The sequence below is a fragment of the Sulfurospirillum sp. 1307 genome (assembly GCF_054408545.1).
In genome coordinates this window covers 137,313-156,281 of record NZ_CP176011.1, presented here as the reverse complement: position 1 = coordinate 156,281, position 18,969 = coordinate 137,313, and the positions used below count along the sequence as shown (strand labels likewise).

The window sequence follows — 18,969 nt, the reverse complement described above, 5'->3', positions numbered from 1 at the left end:
TTACTCCGCTATAACTTTACTCAAATCGAGAGAAATTTTAGTTCCTTTTTCTTTTTTTGAGTCAATTTTGATAAATATCTTCTCTTCATCACAATAAGCTTTTACTATACTAAGACCTATACCATAACCCATGTTTTTGTTATCTTCTTGGTAGTAACGATTAAATACATTAAAAACTTCACTCTCATCCATACCTATCCCATTATCTATTATACACAATTTTGTATCATTTAGCTCTATATTTATTGGATTATTATTTTTATTATATTTTATGGCATTATCTAATAAATTAGTAAGAATCTTTATAAAGCCATGTTTATCTACTTTAAGTTTTAATGATTTTCCATCATAATTAATCTTTACATGTAGATTTAAAGAAGCAAATTTTTCAATAACACTATTGAGTACTTCACTTAATTCAAACTCCTCTTTTAAATCCTCTAAAACCTCTTTCTTGATGTAGTAATCAACATCTTTATAAAGCCTTGTCAAATCCAAACAAGCCAAACTTATCCTATCTAATCTTTTTATTTTTGAGCTACTTTTTTCTTCTAGTCTTAAAAGTTGCAAATTTGCATTTATTACACTAAGTGGAATATTTAGTTCATGCAAAGTATCTTTTAAAAGTAAATCTAAAATCTTATTTGTTTTAAACATTGGAGCTAAAAAAAAGTTTATACTGTTATACACTAAAAATAAATAGACACCAAAAAAGAAGAGGTTTAAAACAATATACAAGTATCCATCAACTTTTAATATCTCAATATACCTAAATCCTACTACAAACAATAAAGATAAAAAAACTACACTAAAAGTGGCAAAAATAATAATACTTTTTTCTTTATTTTTCAAACCTATACCCAATGCCTCTTATATTTGTAATTTGCTCTTTTCCAAAAATCTTTTTAAGATTATTTATGTAAACTCTAATAGCTCCTCCTGTTGGAACTTCATTTGGGCTCCAAAGTCTATTTTCAATCATCTCTTTTGTTACTACTTTTCCTCTATTTTCCAAAAGTAGTTCTAAAAGTTTAAAATCTTTTAGATTTATCAAAACCTCTTCGCCACTTCTCATTAAATTTTTTCTTTTTATGTCTAAGTAAAAATCTTCATCTATCTTTATCTTATCTTGTTTGTAGCCTTTAACTCTTGATAGAATTGCTTCAATCCTAAGCCATAACTCCTCTAAATCAAATGGTTTTTTTATGTAATCATCTGCACCGAGTCTAAATCCCTCTTTTAGCTTTTCTTGTTGTTCGTAAGATGTTATAAATATAGCTGGAGTTAAATCTCCAGAATCTCTAAGTGATTTTAAAAACTCAAAACCACTAGAGTTTGGAAGCTTTACATCTAAAAGATAGATATCAAATTTTTGTCTATAAACAACTTCCATTGCCTTTTGTGCACTATCAACCAAAACGGTATCACATCCCTTTAGGCTTAAAAAATCTTCATAAGTTTCAAGCAAAAGTTCATTGTCTTCTAAAACTAAAACTCTATACTCCAAGAAAGCTCCTCATTTGCAAACATAGGCACCACATTTTCATAACTACTTGGCACTCTAAAAGGTTTTTTAACTAAAACAATTTCTTTTTTTACTGGTTCTAGACCATATATCCTTTGCGCATTATCACTAACAAATTTTTGAAGATTTTCCAAAGCATCATGCTTTTCAAATAATCCAGCAAGTGCTTGAAGAGCAATTGGAGCGCTAAATACCCCAGCAGCACATCCACAACTCTCTTTTTTGCTAACTGGATGAGGAGCTGAGTCACTTCCAAACATAACTTTTTCATGTCCACTAAGTGCAACACTTAAAAGTGCCTCTTTGTCTTCTGGCCTTTTAGCAATTGGTTTACAAAAAAGATGAGGGTTTAGCAAGCCTCCTGCTACATCATCAAGAGTTATAAAAAGATGTTGTACTGTTATAGTAGCATAAAGATTTTCATATCTTTCAAGTAAACTAACACTCTCTTTAGTGGTTATATGCTCCATAATAATCTTTAATTTTGGGAAATTAGATGCAAACTGTTCATAAACTGAGCCAAACTCTTTTTCTCTATCCATTACAAAGCCATTTGTTTCACCATGAACGCAAAGTGGAATTTCAAGCTCACTCATAGCTTCTAAAGTTTGCCTTAACTCCTCTATATCCATGCTACTTACACCTCCTTCAGAGTTTGTTGTAACTCCTGAAGGATAAAGCTTTATAGCTTTAATATATTTTTTTGCCTCTTTTAAAAACTCATAATCATAACTACTTTTAAAAAATAGTGTCATATATGGTTCAAACTCATCTTTACATGTAGACTCTAAAATCCTTTTTTTATATGCCCGAACCTCATCTATACTAACAATAGGAGGTACTAAATTTGGCATTACAATGGCTCCTGCAAAACTTTTGCTGCTAAGAGGAGCTACAATCTTTAACATTTCATTATCTCTTAAGTGCAGATGCATATCTAGTGGTGAGTTTAAAACTATCTTTTTCAAATCAACTCCTCAATTCTTTTTGGTTTACTAAAGTAAAATCCTTGCCCAAAATCAACACCTAAATCTTTTAAAACTTCTTCTTGCTCACGAGTTTCAATACCCTCAGCAATCGTTTCATAATCAAAACTTTTAGCCATCAAAACCATAGCTTCAATGATCTTTATATCACTTCTATCTTCTAGTATATCATCAACAAAAGATTTATCAATTTTAATCCTCGAAATTGGAAGCTTTTTGATATAACTCATAGATGAATAACCTGTTCCAAAATCATCAAGCTCTATTTCAAAACCAAACTCTCGCATCTTTTGTAGCATTTCTGAAGATTTTTCTATATTTTTAATTATATTTGTTTCTGTTATCTCTAAAGCTATATTTTTAGGTTCAATTCCTAGTTCATTTACTATAGTTATAAATTCATCAAATAAATTTTTATTTAAAAGTTGTGCAGTCGATAGATTTACTGAGATTGATTGTAAATCTTTATTTGATTCTTTTAGCTTTTTAAAATCTAAACAAGCCCTTGTAAAAACAAATAAACCAATATCGTTAATGATTTTCATATTCTCAGCAATTGGTATAAAATAAGCCGGACTTACTAAACCTAACTCATTAGATTCCCACCTAATAAGAGTTTCATAAGCCGTAACTTTTTTACTTCTTAACTCATACTTTGGCTGGTACACAACATACATTTCATTTTTATGTATCGCATTTTGTAAAAGATTTTGAGTTATTATCTTCTTTTGTAAACGATGAGACAAACTTTTTGTATAGTATTTGAATCTATTTTTACCTTTTAATTTTGATTCATACATAGCAATATCAGCATGTCTTAAGAAAGAGTTTATATCATCTTTATCTTTGTTGTATTTTGATATCCCTATGCTAACTCCAATCTTAATCCTATGTTTTTCAATGGTAAATTTTTTATTTATCTCGTTTACTATTTTCTTTGCCAATTGTGCACTTATGCTTTTCGTTTGTTTGTATGTCAAAATAACAGCAAACTCATCACCACCTGTTCTAAAAACTAAACCTTTATCTTTTATTAGGTTATTAAGTTTAAGTGCAACTTTTTTAAGAAGGATATCTCCAACATTGTGTCCAAGAGAATCATTGACTACCTTAAATCCATCTAAATCTAAAAACATTAAATCAACATCATAGTTATCATCACCAAGCAAAGATTCTAGCTCTTGTCTCATATATCTTCTATTTGGAAGTTTAGTTAAACTATCATGAAGTGCTAGAAACTCTACTTCCCTTTTTTGTCTTACATAATCTGTGATATTGAGTTTAATCGCTAAATAACCTTTTAATACTCCATTTCTAAACATAGGAGTAATAGAAGCTTGTTCGTAGTAAATATTTCCAAATTTATCTTTATTGATAAACTCTCCGGACCATTTTTTACCTTCATCTAAAGTTTTATTCATATTTTTATAAAATTCTTCAGACATCTTTCCTGATTTTAAAATATTTGGATTTTTACCAAAAATCTCTTCTTTGCTATATCCGCTAGCTTTGCAAAAAGCATCATTTACATATGTAATTCTTCTTTCTTTATCAGTAACTAAGATAGAATCATCACTATTTTCAACTGCATATTTAAACGAAGCAAGTTCATCTTTTAAACTAAGAGATTTAATATAACCAATAATAATCATAATTGTTAAAATACCGGAGAGCAGATAAATAACATCATATATTCTATCTTGAATACTTTTTATATCGTTAAATCTAGTTAAAAAGACTTCTTGAAAACCTTTTATAGATTGCACTAAATTTATATCTTGATAATTCTTTTTATAAATTTTTAAATTAAAAATACTATCTTCTAGAAATTTTGAATACTTTAAAAATTGATTTAAAGCTTCATCATTGATGCCAACATTTAAGTTTTCTAACATTTCAATTTTATCTAATATATCATCCGAATTATTAGAAAAATTCATATAATTTTTTAATATCAAATAAACTAAATCACTTGAGAGATCTTCTATCATCTCAATATCATTATTTTTTGCAATTTTTTGTTGAAGAGCTATGATGTAATTAAGAGAAAAAAGTGTTAATGCATTTTTAGATTTATACTTTTCTAGTATATGCTTTTTTGCATCAAAATCATACTTTACTTTAAAAAAATGTTTTTTTAACTCTTCACCTAAACTTTGATATAAGCTTTCATCCTCAAAATCTTTCATCAAGCTTTCAAACTGCTTTATATTTTGCTCTAATTTATCAAAATTTTTAACTTCACTTTGAGCAAAGATAAAAGAATCTAATTTTATATTTATATTTTGCATAAGCAACAAATTTTCATACAAATTTTTATATTTGTTATTTTGTTCTTTTGTCTGTTTTAAGTAAACATATGAACCAGACAGAACAAGAGCTAAAAATATGATAGTTAAGACTAAAAAATCAATCTTTTTAATTATTTTCAAAATCATAAACTTCACCATCTAATGTTTTTAAAAACTCTATAATCGATTTGACTTTTTCTTTATCTGCTTCTAAACCAAGTTGAAAATTCATCATAGCACTAACTGCATCTTCTAGCCTATCAAACCTCCCATCATGAAAATATGGAGCTGTCTTAGTTATATTTCTAAGAGTTGGAACTTTAAAAACTCCTACATCATCAGGATCTTTTGTTACGCTATATCTACCCAAGTCTTTTTTTTCATACTCATCAAAAATACCAAATCTAGCATATGTATTTCCACCTATATTTACCCCATTATGACAAGCTACACATCCCATTGACTTAAAAAGTTTATACCCCTCTTTAGCCTTTTTACTTATCGCATTTTTATCACCTCTCAAAAATTTATCAAAAGGTGAATTTGGGGTGATAAGAGTTTTTTCATACTCAGCTAGTGCATCAGTTATATTGTCTTTTGTAATTCCATCTTTGTAAATTTTTTTAAATTTTTCATTGTAAGGTGTATTTTTTAGTTTTTTAACTAAATTTTTAAAATCATGACCCATCTCAACTGGATTTTCTATCGGACCTTTAGCTTGCTCTTTTAAATCTTTTGCTCTTCCATCCCAAAATTGAGCTAAATTATACCTAGCGTTTAAAACCGTAGGAGAATTAATGCTTCCTTTTTTACCCTCTATACCAAAAGAAACTTTAAGTCCATCATCCCCTCCATCATTTAAAACATGACAGTTTACACAAGCCACACTCCCATCACGAGATAAAATCGGATCAAAAAAAAGCTCTTTTCCAAGCTTAGCTTTTTGAATGTCGACATCATCTACATGTAGAGAAATCGGAGTAATTGGCTCAGCCGATAAGCTTACATAGCAGAATAGAAAAAAAGCTACTAAAACCATTTTCATTTATATTTCCTTGAGACTAATATATCATTATATCCAAGATTGGTAAAAATTAATATTAATTTATTCTTAAGAAGTTATTTAATAGAATTACGGTGTTAATAGATAAACAAGTAGATATAACCTCTTGTTATGTTTACCGCTGTAATGGAAAAATTCGATTTTTCTCTATTTAACTTTTAATAAACATACATATTAAGAGCTTTAGAGAGTGTTGATACAAATTTTCCATAAGGCGACCTCTCTTTTTTCTCTCTTGATATTACAAAGGAAATTAAATGTTAGTATTAGAGATAGAAGATATAAAATCACTTATATCTAAAATTGGGTATAAAGAGTTCTATAAAAGACTTATAGAAACCCTAAAAGAGGATTATTCAAACTGGGAAAAGTTTGATAAGTGTCCAAGGGTTGCTAACCATGTAGATGGTGGTGTGATTGAGCTGATGCCTGTAAGTGATGATAAACTATATACTTTTAAGTATGTAAACGGTCATCCAAAAAACCCACTTCAAAATAAATTTACTGTTATGGCAACAGGGCAATTGAGTCTAACTGAAACTGGTGAGCCTTTAATGTTTAGTGAAATGACCCTATTAACTGCTTTTAGAACAGCTGCAAACTCTGTTTTAGCTGCAATTTATCTTGCAAAAAAAGATTCTAAAGTTTTAACTCTTATTGGAACTGGAGCTCAGAGTGAATTTCAATATCTTGCATATAAAGACTATTTTGATTTACAAGAAGTAAGATATTTTGATACAGACCCAAAAGCTATGGAAAAATTTGCTAAAAATATGCAAAGCTATGATGTAAAACTAACTCCTTGTAAAGACTCTTATGAAGCAGTTAGTGGAGCTGATATTATCATTACATGTACAGCTGACAAAAGATATCAAACTGTGCTAACTAAAGATATGATTAAAAAAGATGTTTTTATAGCTGGTCTTGGTGGTGATTGTCCTGGAAAAACTGAAATACAAAAAGAGTTGGTTGAAAGCTCAACAGTTGTTGTAGAGTATCTTGAACAAGCAAAAATTGAGGGCGATATACAACAAATGCCAAAAGATTATACATGTACAGAACTTTATGAAGTTATTAGAGGTGAAAAAAAGCTAAATGTGCAAACTCATGGTACTATTTTATTTGATTCTGTTGGGTTTGCGCTTGAAGATTACTCTGTTTTAAGACTTATATATGAACTTGCCAAAGAAAACAATGTTGGCAAAGAGATGAACCTAATCCCTAACATCCCTGATGTTAAAGATTTGTTTTCACTTCTTTAGAGGTCTAGCATGCCAGAAATTTACAAACACATAAAACTAGTAGAAGTTTATGCAGACATTGCAGGTCATAGAAAAGGTGCTGCTCTTGGCTTAAAAGCACTAAGGAAAAGCTCACGAGAAGTAAACCCAGAATATTACGAAAAGTTTGAAGTAGAAGAGATAGAGCAAGATAACAACATTGATGAAAATGAAAAATTTACAAATGCAAAATATATAGACAAAGTCTATCCTGTCATCTCTCAACTTGCAGATAAAGTTAAAAAAATGAGAGAGGATAAATTATTTCCAATCATCCTAGCAGGAGATCACTCAAGTTGTGCTGGAACTATGCATGGACTTAAGATGGCTCATCCTAATGAAGAGATTGGAGTGGTTTACATAGATGCTCATGCTGATATTCATACACCCTATACTTCACCTTCAGGAAACATGCACGGAATGCCTTTGGCAATTGCCTGTGATATTGACAATACTGAGTGTAAAAGAAATGAAGTTAGCGACAAAGAAAAAGAGTTTTGGGATAAACTAAAAAAGCTATCAGGAGATGAAGCCGCGATAAAACCTGAAAATATAGTATTTTGTGCATTAAGAGATTATGAGCCAGAAGAGGATGCTTTAATCAAAAAGTATAAAATTCCAGTTTATAGCGTAGAAGAGATTACTTATAAAGGTATCCAAAAAGTAGTAGAAGAGATTTTTAAAAAATTATCTTATTGTAAGCACATCTATATATCTTTTGATGTTGATAGTATAGATCCCCTTTATGTACCAGGAACTGGAACTCCTGTGAGCAATGGTCTCTCTTACGAACAAGCAATGCAATTAAATCTAGAATTGATAAAAAACGAAAAAGTTTGTTGTTGGGAGATGGCTGAAATTAATCCGATTTATAACAATAGCGATGAAGATTCAACAAGAGTATTTAAAATACTAGAAAAAGTAACAGATACTCTTATCAAATATTATTAAGACACCTCGCCCAAGGGGTGTCTTTTAGGAAATGACATGCTAAAAAGCTACCTTGATCAAATTGAATTTTTTGATAATTCAAAAAATTTGACAAACTTACCTTATACAAATCAAGATATACTTAGTTTAAAAGGTTTTAAAAAAGCTTTTAACGAGATAAGTTCATGGCCAAATTATAAACCAACACCATTAGTATCATTAGATAACTTAGCAAAAGAGACTGGTGTATCTAAGATTTATTATAAAAATGAGCACTTTAGATTTGATTTAAAAAGCTTTAAAGCCTTGGGTGGAGCATATGCACTATTAAATATACTTCTTGAAAAACTAAAAGAAAAAGGCATGAATGCTAACTCAAAAGATCTCTTTTCTAAGAAATATGCTTCATTTACAAATAACATAACAGTAGTTTGTGCAACAGATGGTAATCATGGAAAATCTGTTGCTTGGGGAGCTAATATGTTTGGCTGTAAATGTGAAATATTTATCCACTCAAAAGTTAGCAAAAATAGAAAAAAAGAGATAGAAAAATACAATGCAGTTGTGCATAGGATTGAAGGTAACTATGATGAGTCAGTTAAAATAGCAGATAAAATAGCAAAAGAAAAAGGATATATAGTTATCTCTGATACTTCTTATGAAGGATATACAAAAATCCCAAAAGATGTTATGCAAGGCTATAGTGTTATGGTATATGAAGCTCTAGAGCAAATGCGAGATATTCCAACGCATATATTTATGCAAGGAGGAGTTGGGGGTTTAGCTGCTTCGATAGTATCATATATGAAAGAAAAATATCCCAAAAATAGTCCAATTTTTGTCATGGTTGAGCCTAAAAATGCAGATTGTTTGCTAAAAAGTGCAAAAAACAAAACCCCAACCATAATTGAAGGTGAACTAGATACCATAATGGCTGGACTTTCTTGCGGGGAAGTTTCACTTATAGCATGGCAAGTACTAAAAGATAAAGTAAAAGCTTTTGTATCAATTCCTGATGAGCCTATTTTAGATGCGATTAGGTTTTTAGCAAATCAAAAAGACTCAATCATAGCTGGCGAATCAGCAGTTGCTGGATTAGCTGGGTTTTTGATTTTACAAAACTCTAAAAAATGCAGAGAAATTTTAGAGCTAAATGAAAGCTCTAAAATTCTATTTTTTGGAACAGAGGGCAATACAGATGAGTTATTGTACAAAACAATAATCAATTCCTAAATTTTAGATTTGATAAACTCAGGATAAGACTCTACTCCACACTCTTCAATATCAAGCCCTTCATACTCATGCTCTTCATCACTTCTAAGGCCAATTATCTTTTTGATTATAATAAATGCTAAAAATGAAATAGGAAATACAAAAATACCTACAACAACTACACCTTTTAATTGTACTAAAAGAGAAAAGTCTGCAAATAAAGCAACTGCAATAGTCCCCCAAATACCATTTACTAAGTGAACAGAAAGTGCACCAACAGGATCATCTATCTTTAATTTATCAAAAAATGGAACAGCAAAAACAACCAATGCTCCACCAATAGTTCCTATGATTATAGGCTCCCAAAGCCCAAATACATCTGCTCCAGCGGTGATTGCAACTAAGCCTCCTAAAGCTCCATTTAATATCATGGTAATATCTAGTTTTTTATATTCAGCGTAAATTATCAAGGTTGCACTTATTGCACCTGCAAGACCTGCTGTATTGGTATTTAGTATAATGAGTCCAACTAAATCGGCAGATTCTTTTGAAGAGATATTAAAGGCACTTCCTCCATTAAATCCAAACCAGCCAATCCATAAAAGAAGACCTCCTAGAGTAACTAATGGGATATTTGAAGCTGGAATTGGTCTAATTTTACCACTTTTTGTATATTTTCCATTTCTAGCACCTAAAACAAGAATTCCTGCTAGCAAAGCCCATCCACCAACTGAGTGAATTACTGTACTTCCAGCTAAATCATGAACATCACTTAAAAGACCGCCAGCCCAAATAGCATGACCAACTAACGGATATATAAAACCGCTCATTAAAATAGCAAAAACCATAAAAGGAATGATTTTTATCCTCTCACTAACACCGCCACTCATTATAGAAACTGTTTTACTAACAAAAGCCATTTGAAAAAAGAAAAATGCATAAGGACTATAACCATTAACTTCAACACCATTGAGAAAAAATCCATCTCCCCCAAACATTAAGTTATATCCAAATATTAAAAAAACAAATGAACAAATTGCATATAATAAAACGTTACCAGTAAGTACTGCTGTTACATTTTTTGTACGAACCAAACCAGCTTCTAACATAGAAAAACCTGGAACCATTAGTACGATAAGTACTGCTGAGAATATAAGAAATAGTGAGTCTATTGCGTATTTTATTTGAGTAATTTCCATAGCTGCCCTTTTTTAGTTAAATTATACTAAAAAAAGAGCAACTAAGTTGTTTAATTTTTAATCAAGTGACTAAATTGCTTCTTCATTTTCCTCTGAAGTTCTAATTCTAACTACTTTTTCAACATCTGATACAAAGATTTTTCCATCACCAATTTTTCCAGTTTTTGCTGCATCTACAATCGCTTTTATTGCTTTATCTACATCAGCATCATTTACTATGATGTCAATTTTGATTTTTGGTAAAAAATCAACAACATACTCAGCACCTCTATAAAGTTCAGAGTGTCCTTGTTGACGACCGTAACCTTTTACTTCACTTACTGTCATACCAGTAATTTCTATAGCTGTTAGTGCATCCTTTACATCCTCTAGTTTAAAAGGCTTGATAATTGCTTCAATCTTTTTCATCTTTTCCTCCGTAATATTTTTAACTTTTACAATTATAACCAGTTTTACTATATATTACTTCGGATTTTTGCTTAAATTTTAATCATTTTAACAGATAAGCCTTGATTATTTTAATATCTTCAAGAGGTTTTTTTCTAGAATCAACTTCAACATTTTCTATCTTCTCTAGTACATCATAACCTTCAATAAGCTCTCCAAATATAGTATGCCTTCCCTTTAACCAAGGTGTTGGAACTGTTGTTATAAAAAATTGACTTCCATTTGTATTTCTTCCACGATTTGCCATAGCTAAAAGGCCGTTTCTGTTAAAAACTACATTTGGTTTAAATTCATCTTCAAAAGGTTTACCCCAAATCGATTTTCCTCCCATACCTGTACCACTAGGATCACCACCTTGAATCATAAAATTTTTAATAACTCTATGAAATATAATTCCATCATAATATCCGCTCTCAACTAACTTAGTAAAATTCTCTACTGCCTTTGGAGCAATTTGGGGATACATCTCAAAAACCATTTTTCCTTTACTTGTTTCAAACACAACATTAGGAGTTGCAGAAAAAAGAAAAGTTGAAAAAAATAAGAAAAATATTAAAATAATTTTTTTCATTCTATCCCTCATCTTTTATAAATCTAGTATTTTGAAATCTATACACTTTGTTTTTGATTTTTTCTAAAACACCAGCTTGAATTAATTGTTTAAACATATTTACTACTGTTGGTTTACTAACTCCAATATCATCCATTATATCTTGGTATGAACCATAAAATACATGATCTTTATCTAAATGATCGATTATGTATTTTAAAATCTCTATCTTTTTACCACCAACAAGGATTGAAAGAGCATCAACCATATATGAGCATCCTTGAAGCTCTTCATTTTGTATTTTTGGAAGCATTACAGTATATATCGAATTAATCAAATCTTTTATATTTATTGGCTTAGTTATAAACCCATCAACTTTTAGCTTTATAGCTTCCATCAAATACTCTGTTTCAGTAAAAGCTGTAGTTATAATCGCAGGGATTTCTTTTTCATGCTCAAATTTTAATGTTTTTAACATATCAATTCCATTCATATGAGGCATCATGATATCAGTAACAATCAAATCAACCTCTTCTTCAAGAGCAATTTTTAGCCCCTCTTCACCATCATTTGCAGTTTTTACCTCTTTTACAAAATCACTTAAAATCATTTTAGTTTGATTTTGAACACTATCTTCATCTTCAACATACAAGATTACACAATCTTTTAGAGCATTTAAATCCATTTCATTCCTCCTTTATCGGCATTACTATATTTATACAAGCACAATTCTCATATACCTGTTCATCATTTTCAAACTTATGAGATATATTCTCAGCCCAAATTGAACCATGCATTTGCTTTTCAACTATTTCTTTAGACATATAAAGTCCAATCCCAGTACCACTACTTTGGTGCTTAGTCGTAAAGTATGGTTCAAACATCCTATCTAAGATATCTTGTTTGATACCTCCTCCATTATCAATTACTAATATAACTCCATTTTTATTGTCATCATTTTTTTCTATTATCACCTCTATACGTTTATTCACTTCATCATCTAACTCTTGTAAAACATCTTTTGAATTTGAAAAGAGATTCATCAAAACCTGAGAAAATTCATTTGGATATCCTAATGTTTCAAAATCTTCTTTACAAACTAAGTTGATATTAATTTCTATTTTTCCATAGTATGCTGAAACTAAATCAATCGCTTCTTTTACAGATTTTTTTACACTAAAAACTTCTTCGATTTTATTTGGCTTAAAAAAGTTCCTAAAATCATCTATTGTTTTTGACATAGAACTTGCAAGTTTTATACCCTCTTGTACTTGAGCATCTATAAACTCATCATCAAGCTTTCCAACCATTTTTTTCATTTGAAAGCTTTGAATTATCAAAACTATTGCATTTAAAGGTTGCCTCCATTGATGAGCAATATTACCTACCATTTCTCCCATTGCAGCAAGTCTTGATTGACGATACATAATCTCATCTTTTTGCCTACTTTGTTCAACTTCATGTTTAATTCTTTTTTCTAACTCTTTATTTAGTTTCTGTAATTCTCTTGTTTTTTCATCAACCATTTTTTCTAATTGATTATGCAACAATCTAATATTTTGCAATATAACAATCGCTAAAAGTGCTGCAACTGCAATTGTTCCAACAGTTGCAGCAACAATCCACTCAAAAGTACTATCATAAACTGCCTCTGTTCTTTGCTTACCATAGCTAGCTGCTTCAAGATTTAAGCTTATTAACTGAGTTAGCTGTATATTTATAGAATTTATACTAGGATATAAATCTTCTTGCAAAATTTTGTATGCTTTTTCTTTGTTTCCTTGATTAAATAGATTAAAAATTTTTACCAATATAGAATCAATTTTTTTAATTTTATTTTCTATATTCATTCTCATATCATCTTCTAAAGAATTATCTTCAACTTTTTTTGTTTCTTTTATCAAACCCATAGAAACTGCTAATGAAACTATCCAATCACTCTCGTCTATATTTAAGCTCTCTTTATATTCTTTCCAATCTCTTATGATTAACTCTCTAGCTAACCTTATGACAGCTCCTCCATCACTTTCGCTTATTAATCTATTTTCAACATCTCTTAAAGTATCTAAGACATTGATACTGTATATATCTTTTATCTTCTCTAGTTTAATAACAGGAATCATCCTTTTGTCATATAAAATATCAAAATCACCCTTTATTCTATTAAGGCTCATATGGGCAAAACTTCCAATAAAGAGCATACCAATTACCATAATCAAAAACAGCAAGCTTGTTTTTTTTGCTATGGTCATATCATCAATACTGCCCATAAATTCTTTAAAAGGGTTTTTAATTTTATTCTTCATCTAAATCCCAAAAAATTCCATCATCATATCTGGTTAAATAAACATTATTTAGGCACTTGCAAATTCTCTTTGATTGGTCTAAATCTTTTGATCTTTCAATTTCTAGATACAGATTTCTCATCTCATCTATAAAATCTTCTTTTGTAAATTTTTTTCCAACTCTTTTAAAAAGCTCAACAGTCATCCTAGCTACAAAATACCCCTCTAATGAAACATAACTATAATCTTTTCTAGGGTTATATTTGTCCATTAATTTTCTATAAATTCTCACCTCTTTTGAAAGAGAACCCCAAGGAGAAGGCACAACTTGTGAAAAAACTATATTTTTTGCTTTTTCATCCAACTCTTTCATCAACATACTTGAATCAACAAAGGATACGATACCAAAATGAAGATTTTTTGTTGGCTCATGCTCTCTTGCTCGTTTTATAAATTCTGCTGTTGGCTTAGTTGCTCCAATCATGATTACAACTTCGGGATTTTGATGAGAAATCTCATACAAAGCGTGACTTACAGCCAAAGTATTTCTTTTATAACTTCCTTCGCCTGAAAGCTTCATATCTCTTTTTTTAAGAGCTTCTTTTACACCTTTAAGACCGGACCTTCCATAACTATCATTCTGATAGAAAACTCCTATTTTTTCGTAATGCTTTTCATCTACATAATATTTAATAAGCTCTTCAATCTCTTTTTCATAGCTAGTTCTTCCATTTAAAATCAGTGAATTTCTTGGCTCTTTTCTTAATATCCCGGCTCCACTAAATGCTCCAATATATGGAATTCTATATTTATTTACAATTGGAAGTACAGCTTTACTAGTTTCAGTTCCAACAAAACCCAAAAAAGCAAAAACTTTATACTTTTCGATAAAGTCTATTGCGTTTTCTGCTGCGATTCTTGGCTCATACTTATCATCTTTTATAATAAGTCTAAAAAATCTACCATTTATACCGCCTTGTTCATTTATATGTTTAAAATATATACTAGCACCCATCTCAAGCTCTTCCCCTAAAGAGCTCAATGTCCCACTAAAAGGTCCGCTCATTCCAAGACGTATCTCTTTTTCATTATAGTATGACCCATAGTTAAAAAAAGCATATGACAATACTAAAGTAATTACTAATCCTATTAAAATTTTATACATAAATGCTATAATAGCAATATATAGCTTAATTAGTAAATAAACTTTTACTAAAAATAGGAAAAATTAAATGAAATGTAAAATTTGTAACGAAATAGCAAGTAGTTTTGAAGATAAAGAATTAGGAAAAATTTTTTATTATTGTTCTAAGTGTGAATATATATTTTTGGATAAAAAATTTTACAAAAGTGCAAGTGATGAAAAAAAACAATACGACCAACACAACAATTCTTTAAAAAATCAAGGATATGTAAAAATGTTCGAGGATTTTTTGGACTTTTCTTGTGAAAATGAAAAAATAAAATCTGCACTAGATTTTGGAAGCGGACCAACACCAGTTTTGGCTGAACTTTTAAAAAAAAGAGCTTTACAAGTAGATTACTATGACAAGTTTTATCAGCCTAAAAAAATTTATGAAAATAAATCATATGATTTAATTACTTCTACTGAAGTTTTTGAACATTTAGAGCACCCTAAAGAAGTTCTAAAGTTACTAACAAACCATTTAAAAAAGAGAGGAAAGATTGCTATTATGACACTTTTTCACACTAACAAACAAGATGATTTCTTAAAGTGGTGGTATAGAAGAGATCCCACTCATATAGGCTTTTTTAGATCAAAAACATTTGAATTTTTAGCAAAAGAAACTAACTTACGCGTTAGTAAATGTGATAACAAACGAGTTATTGTATTACAAGAGGGTTAATCACCCTCTTGTTTATTTTAACTTTGAAATATACTCAGCAACTTTTTGAATATCTTCATCGCTATAACTAGAGACTTGTCCTTTCATAAGACCTTTCATAGCTCCTCCATATGAGCCATCTTTGTAGCCTTTTAAAGCACTAACAATTTTTTCTTTATCCCAACCTTGAATAACATGTGACTTGTTTAAAGCTTTTTTTTCAGCCTTTGCACCATGACAAGCTGAGCACTTTTTATACAAACTAGCTCCATCATTTGCCATAAGAGTTAAGGCAAACACTGTCGTTAAAAGTAAAACTATCTTTTTCATTTCAAACTCCTTATTTTTGATATTTAAAGTATAAAATAAAAAAGTGAAGTGATTGTGAAAAGAGCGGTAGCCAAGAGGGGTAACTAATCCCTCTTGCTGGTAAATTAATACAACTTAGTTACAAGAACTAAAAGAAGTATCAATATTGCTACCACCCTAAAAGAATTCATGGGAACCTTTCAAGTGACGCTCCCACCCACTCCATCCGCCTTTTTCAGGCAAAAAAAAAGGGTCAAGCTGTTAAGCTTAACCCTCTACGTCACTTTTTAGGTAGTTAATCCAAAAAGATTTCCCATGTTTTCTTTGAAAAAAGTATACAATAAATAATATTATTTTTCAATAGTATGTATTAGTCCATAACATAATTAAACTATTTTAATTTACCAAAAACTTTATATATCTCCCAATACTCATCAATTGCTTCTTGGAGTTCTTTTTCATCTAGTGTTGTTGGTTTTTTTATGCCAAATCTATCTATCAACTCTTCTTGGAGTATACTTTTTTCTTTGCTTGGATTTTTTAAATAATCTTTTAGTGAATTTTTTAGATTTTCTTCGGAGCTATATTTTAAAAGATATCTGTAAAAGAATTTATCAATTTTTACAGGCAATTTTTCGTGACAACTAACACAGTTTTGTTCATAAACTGAAGCATTTAATCCGACAGCGAAAAGAAACGCTAAAAGGAGTTTTACCAAGATACTTTTACTTGTGTCCATTCATCCTCCTTTGAAGTTATGTCTACTTTTAAATTATACTCACTTGCTATCATCATAACGATACTAAGCCCTATACCAAAGCCACCAACACTTTTATTTGCTCTTGCATACCTTTTTGTAATGTAGCTAAGTTTATCTTTTGCAATTCCTCTACCGCCATCTTTTACAATAAAATAACTTTTCTTTAGCTCTACATGTAAACTACCTTTTAGCTTATTGTATTTAATAGCATTTGAGAGTAAATTATCTATAAGTTTTGCGATTTTTTTTCTATCTATTTTTAAGTAAACCTCATCTAAATCATGACTTAAAACCAATTTCTTGGAATTTGCAAAAAGAGAAAAATACTCAAGCCTCTCTAGCATTAGCTCTTTTAAGTTGATATTTTCATCAGTAGAGACAATTTTATGTCCTAGTGTAAGATAAGTTAAATCTTGATACAAATTAGACACTGTTCTAGCTGCTATATCAATCCTTTTTATCTTTTTTGATAATTTCTCATCCAAACTACTTTCATCTATCATCTCGATATTTGACATAATTGCATTTACCGGAGTATTTAACTCATGAGTTGTATCTTTTATGAATCTATCAAGTAGTTCTATCGCTTCTCTCATAGGCTTTAGTAAAAGTTTCATCAAAAAATATCCAAACACAACTAACAAAAAAAATATAATGAAACCATAAAATAACATAGTTTTTAATCTACTTTGCAACCAATTTGTCTCTTCTTTAACTTCTAGAACTAAGTATTTAGTTCCAAGGTAGTAAGATTCTGGCTCTTTTATAAGATAAATTTTTCCATCTTTCATATAAATTACTTTTGAAAAATCTATCTCATCTGCATCAAAAGTTGAAAAAATTTTTTTATATGAACTATCATATATGGCTGAATTAAATCTTTTGTCTCTTGGATATACTCTTTGCTTGTCAAAGTTTCTATGAAGTTGTTTTAATCTTGAAATTTGTTCATTTGCTAAATTTGAAAGCTCAATTCTATATTTTTGTAAAATCAAATCTTTTTGAAAATTATAGTACATGTAACCCAAGATTGATAAAAGAGTAATAGTAAAAATCAAATAAAGAATAAAAAACGAAAAAAGTGTTTTTTTCTCACTTGAGAGTAAATTTGTATCCCAGCTTTTTAACACTAATTATCCTCTCTTTTCCTATGATTTTGCGTAGATTTTTTATATAAGTTCTAAGAGCACTATCACTTGGACTCTCATCATAATCCCAAAGTGTATTTAGTATGACTTCGTGAGAGATTATTTGCTCTTTTTTTTGTAAAAAAAGCTTTAAAAGAAGTGCTTCTTTGTTTTGAAGTTTTACCTCTTTACCTTCTACATGTAAAGAGTTATCTAGCGCATTATATTCTATGTTTTCATCGATTTTTATGGTATCTTTTTTGTTGTGAAAAAACTCTCTTTTTAAAAGTGTTTTTACCCTTAAAAGTAACTCTTTTAACTCAAAAGGTTTTCTTATATAATCATCACAACCGCTCTCAAATCCAATCTCCACATCATCAATGGAGTTTAAGGAAGTCAAAAAAAGTGCTGGAGTTTTAATGTCTTGTTCTCTTAGGTTTTTTAATAATTCAAATCCATTGATTCCAGGAACATTTACATCAAGTATCAAAAGATCGTAAGAGTTTTCATATATTGCATCGCTAGCTTCAATTCCATCATACACACTAGTTACTTCAAACCCACTTTCTTCTAAAAATTCGCACACTGTTTCATTTAAATTTACATCATCCTCTAAAAATAAAATCTTATTCATTTTTTTATCTTATCTAAGTTTTTGATATATACTTTCTTTTCTTTTTCACTCATCTTAGGAAAACGCATCTCAAGCTCTTTTGCAAAATCTTTTTTATTCTCTTTTTTTACATATCCAATCATTGCAAAAAGCTCTTCAGTACTCATCTCAGAGTAATCAACTTTTGCAAAAAGAAAAGTAAAACCAAACATAAAAATCAAAATATACTTCATATGCTAACTCCTAATAAAATTGTATTGTTTTAAAGTGAATTTATTGTGAATTTTCCTCACATTTTAAGTTTTATATCAATTTTTAATTGGTATAAAACTTAAGGGCACCTCTAATAACCCTAAATGGTCTCAGCTTTTCATAGAGAGTTGTAATCAAGGCAGATGTTCTTCAGTGTAGCCATAGCTACATTGAAGGTTATCTAACGCCGAGTACTACTCTCTATGAAAAGCCCTACGGGAGGGATAAAAAAAGCGATCTTGCAAAAAACTTTTTATCACCGTAGCTACGGCTACGCTTCAAAAAAGATTTTT

The 18,969-nt window shown here is 29.8% G+C and carries 20 protein-coding genes; 4 read left to right on the top strand and 16 right to left on the bottom strand.

Going from position 1 to position 18,969, the window contains the following annotated elements:
• The 5 genes from ACKGJI_RS00855 to ACKGJI_RS00835 are packed head-to-tail and all read right to left on the bottom strand — an operon-like array spanning nt 1 to nt 5,847.
• Complete coding sequence (locus ACKGJI_RS00855; protein WP_458700681.1) at nt 1-852, bottom strand: sensor histidine kinase; 852 nt, start codon at nt 850-852, stop codon at nt 1-3.
• On the bottom strand, nt 842-1,507 hold the full coding sequence (locus tag ACKGJI_RS00850; protein ID WP_458700680.1) for a response regulator transcription factor: 666 nt from the start codon (nt 1,505-1,507) through the stop codon (nt 842-844). The genes ACKGJI_RS00855 and ACKGJI_RS00850 overlap by 11 nt, the downstream gene beginning before the upstream one ends.
• Complete coding sequence (gene pyrC, locus ACKGJI_RS00845) at nt 1,489-2,493, bottom strand: dihydroorotase (RefSeq protein ID WP_458700679.1); 1,005 nt, start codon at nt 2,491-2,493, stop codon at nt 1,489-1,491. Before pyrC ends, ACKGJI_RS00850 begins: the two co-directional genes overlap by 19 nt.
• On the bottom strand, nt 2,490-4,949 hold the full coding sequence (locus ACKGJI_RS00840) for an EAL domain-containing protein (RefSeq protein WP_458700678.1): 2,460 nt from the start codon (nt 4,947-4,949) through the stop codon (nt 2,490-2,492). Before ACKGJI_RS00840 ends, pyrC begins: the two co-directional genes overlap by 4 nt.
• Nucleotides 4,930-5,847 carry a cytochrome-c peroxidase gene (locus tag ACKGJI_RS00835; protein WP_458700677.1) on the bottom strand — a complete coding sequence of 306 codons (918 nt, stop codon included), beginning with the start codon at nt 5,845-5,847 and terminating at the stop codon, nt 4,930-4,932. The genes ACKGJI_RS00840 and ACKGJI_RS00835 overlap by 20 nt, the downstream gene beginning before the upstream one ends.
• Before the next feature lie 275 nt (nt 5,848-6,122).
• On the opposite strand from ACKGJI_RS00835, the gene ACKGJI_RS00830 reads away from it, so the two are divergent.
• The 3 genes from ACKGJI_RS00830 to ACKGJI_RS00820 are packed head-to-tail and all read left to right on the top strand — an operon-like array spanning nt 6,123 to nt 9,308.
• Entirely contained in the window at nt 6,123-7,127 is a 1,005-nt protein-coding gene (locus ACKGJI_RS00830) for an ornithine cyclodeaminase (protein WP_458700676.1), read from the top strand.
• 9 nt (nt 7,128-7,136) lie between these two features.
• Complete coding sequence (gene rocF / locus ACKGJI_RS00825; RefSeq protein WP_458700675.1) at nt 7,137-8,096, top strand: arginase; 960 nt, start codon at nt 7,137-7,139, stop codon at nt 8,094-8,096.
• A 36-nt stretch (nt 8,097-8,132) separates the two neighbouring features.
• Complete coding sequence (locus tag ACKGJI_RS00820) at nt 8,133-9,308, top strand: diaminopropionate ammonia-lyase (RefSeq protein WP_458700674.1); 1,176 nt, start codon at nt 8,133-8,135, stop codon at nt 9,306-9,308.
• On the opposite strand, the gene ACKGJI_RS00815 is transcribed toward ACKGJI_RS00820, so the two are convergent.
• The 6 genes from ACKGJI_RS00815 to ACKGJI_RS00790 form a co-directional block, all read right to left on the bottom strand.
• A complete protein-coding gene (locus ACKGJI_RS00815) occupies nt 9,305-10,486 on the bottom strand; it encodes an ammonium transporter (RefSeq protein WP_458700673.1) in 1,182 nt (393 codons plus the stop codon). The two genes, ACKGJI_RS00820 and ACKGJI_RS00815, sit on opposite strands and share 4 nt — an antisense overlap.
• Before the next feature lie 69 nt (nt 10,487-10,555).
• Complete coding sequence (locus tag ACKGJI_RS00810) at nt 10,556-10,894, bottom strand: P-II family nitrogen regulator (RefSeq protein WP_458700672.1); 339 nt, start codon at nt 10,892-10,894, stop codon at nt 10,556-10,558.
• Nucleotides 10,895-10,976: 82 nt separating this feature from the next.
• Nucleotides 10,977-11,504 (bottom strand): peptidylprolyl isomerase, encoded by a 528-nt coding sequence (locus ACKGJI_RS00805; RefSeq protein ID WP_458700671.1) that lies wholly within the window; start codon nt 11,502-11,504, stop codon nt 10,977-10,979.
• Between the two features lies 1 nt (nt 11,505).
• Nucleotides 11,506-12,168 carry a response regulator gene (locus ACKGJI_RS00800; protein WP_458700670.1) on the bottom strand — a complete coding sequence of 221 codons (663 nt, stop codon included), beginning with the start codon at nt 12,166-12,168 and terminating at the stop codon, nt 11,506-11,508.
• 1 nt (nt 12,169) lies between these two features.
• Nucleotides 12,170-13,789, bottom strand: coding sequence for an ATP-binding protein (locus ACKGJI_RS00795; RefSeq protein ID WP_458700669.1), 1,620 nt, complete (start codon nt 13,787-13,789; stop codon nt 12,170-12,172).
• Nucleotides 13,779-14,933 (bottom strand): ABC transporter substrate-binding protein, encoded by a 1,155-nt coding sequence (locus ACKGJI_RS00790; protein ID WP_458700668.1) that lies wholly within the window; start codon nt 14,931-14,933, stop codon nt 13,779-13,781. Before ACKGJI_RS00790 ends, ACKGJI_RS00795 begins: the two co-directional genes overlap by 11 nt.
• 67 nt (nt 14,934-15,000) lie before the next feature.
• Between ACKGJI_RS00790 and ACKGJI_RS00785 the strand changes: the two genes are divergently transcribed.
• Complete coding sequence (locus ACKGJI_RS00785) at nt 15,001-15,636, top strand: class I SAM-dependent methyltransferase (protein ID WP_458700667.1); 636 nt, start codon at nt 15,001-15,003, stop codon at nt 15,634-15,636.
• Between the two features lie 12 nt (nt 15,637-15,648).
• Here ACKGJI_RS00785 and ACKGJI_RS00780 read toward each other — a convergent pair whose 3' ends face one another.
• The 5 genes from ACKGJI_RS00780 to ACKGJI_RS00760 form a co-directional block, all read right to left on the bottom strand.
• The gene (locus ACKGJI_RS00780; protein ID WP_458700666.1) at nt 15,649-15,945 is read right to left on the bottom strand and encodes a c-type cytochrome; all 297 of its coding nucleotides are present in this window, start codon (nt 15,943-15,945) and stop codon (nt 15,649-15,651) included.
• Nucleotides 15,946-16,315: 370 nt separating this feature from the next.
• Nucleotides 16,316-16,663, bottom strand: coding sequence for a hypothetical protein (locus ACKGJI_RS00775; RefSeq protein ID WP_458700665.1), 348 nt, complete (start codon nt 16,661-16,663; stop codon nt 16,316-16,318).
• The gene (locus ACKGJI_RS00770) at nt 16,636-17,814 is read right to left on the bottom strand and encodes a sensor histidine kinase (protein ID WP_458700664.1); all 1,179 of its coding nucleotides are present in this window, start codon (nt 17,812-17,814) and stop codon (nt 16,636-16,638) included. Before ACKGJI_RS00770 ends, ACKGJI_RS00775 begins: the two co-directional genes overlap by 28 nt.
• Complete coding sequence (locus ACKGJI_RS00765) at nt 17,777-18,445, bottom strand: response regulator transcription factor (protein WP_458700663.1); 669 nt, start codon at nt 18,443-18,445, stop codon at nt 17,777-17,779. The genes ACKGJI_RS00770 and ACKGJI_RS00765 overlap by 38 nt, the downstream gene beginning before the upstream one ends.
• Nucleotides 18,442-18,657 (bottom strand): DUF1104 domain-containing protein, encoded by a 216-nt coding sequence (locus ACKGJI_RS00760; RefSeq protein ID WP_458700662.1) that lies wholly within the window; start codon nt 18,655-18,657, stop codon nt 18,442-18,444. The genes ACKGJI_RS00765 and ACKGJI_RS00760 overlap by 4 nt, the downstream gene beginning before the upstream one ends.
• Between the last annotated feature and the right edge of the window lie 312 nt (nt 18,658-18,969).

Bases quoted from the DNA above. Each gene is read 5' to 3' on its own strand.
- ACKGJI_RS00785 (WP_458700667.1), top strand. From the start codon at position 15,001: ATGAAATGTAAAATTTGTAACGAAATAGCAAGTAGTTTTGAAGATAAA.
- ACKGJI_RS00790 (WP_458700668.1), bottom strand. From the start codon at position 14,933: ATGTATAAAATTTTAATAGGATTAGTAATTACTTTAGTATTGTCATAT.
- ACKGJI_RS00810 (WP_458700672.1), bottom strand. From the start codon at position 10,894: ATGAAAAAGATTGAAGCAATTATCAAGCCTTTTAAACTAGAGGATGTA.
- ACKGJI_RS00780 (WP_458700666.1), bottom strand. From the start codon at position 15,945: ATGAAAAAGATAGTTTTACTTTTAACGACAGTGTTTGCCTTAACTCTT.
- ACKGJI_RS00835 (WP_458700677.1), bottom strand. From the start codon at position 5,847: ATGAAAATGGTTTTAGTAGCTTTTTTTCTATTCTGCTATGTAAGCTTA.
- ACKGJI_RS00830 (WP_458700676.1), top strand. From the start codon at position 6,123: ATGTTAGTATTAGAGATAGAAGATATAAAATCACTTATATCTAAAATT.
- ACKGJI_RS00820 (WP_458700674.1), top strand. From the start codon at position 8,133: ATGCTAAAAAGCTACCTTGATCAAATTGAATTTTTTGATAATTCAAAA.
- ACKGJI_RS00815 (WP_458700673.1), bottom strand. From the start codon at position 10,486: ATGGAAATTACTCAAATAAAATACGCAATAGACTCACTATTTCTTATA.
- ACKGJI_RS00840 (WP_458700678.1), bottom strand. From the start codon at position 4,949: ATGATTTTGAAAATAATTAAAAAGATTGATTTTTTAGTCTTAACTATC.
- ACKGJI_RS00760 (WP_458700662.1), bottom strand. From the start codon at position 18,657: ATGAAGTATATTTTGATTTTTATGTTTGGTTTTACTTTTCTTTTTGCA.
- rocF (WP_458700675.1), top strand. From the start codon at position 7,137: ATGCCAGAAATTTACAAACACATAAAACTAGTAGAAGTTTATGCAGAC.
- ACKGJI_RS00800 (WP_458700670.1), bottom strand. From the start codon at position 12,168: ATGGATTTAAATGCTCTAAAAGATTGTGTAATCTTGTATGTTGAAGAT.
- ACKGJI_RS00805 (WP_458700671.1), bottom strand. From the start codon at position 11,504: ATGAAAAAAATTATTTTAATATTTTTCTTATTTTTTTCAACTTTTCTT.
- ACKGJI_RS00795 (WP_458700669.1), bottom strand. From the start codon at position 13,789: ATGAAGAATAAAATTAAAAACCCTTTTAAAGAATTTATGGGCAGTATT.
- ACKGJI_RS00765 (WP_458700663.1), bottom strand. From the start codon at position 18,445: ATGAATAAGATTTTATTTTTAGAGGATGATGTAAATTTAAATGAAACA.
- ACKGJI_RS00775 (WP_458700665.1), bottom strand. From the start codon at position 16,663: ATGGACACAAGTAAAAGTATCTTGGTAAAACTCCTTTTAGCGTTTCTT.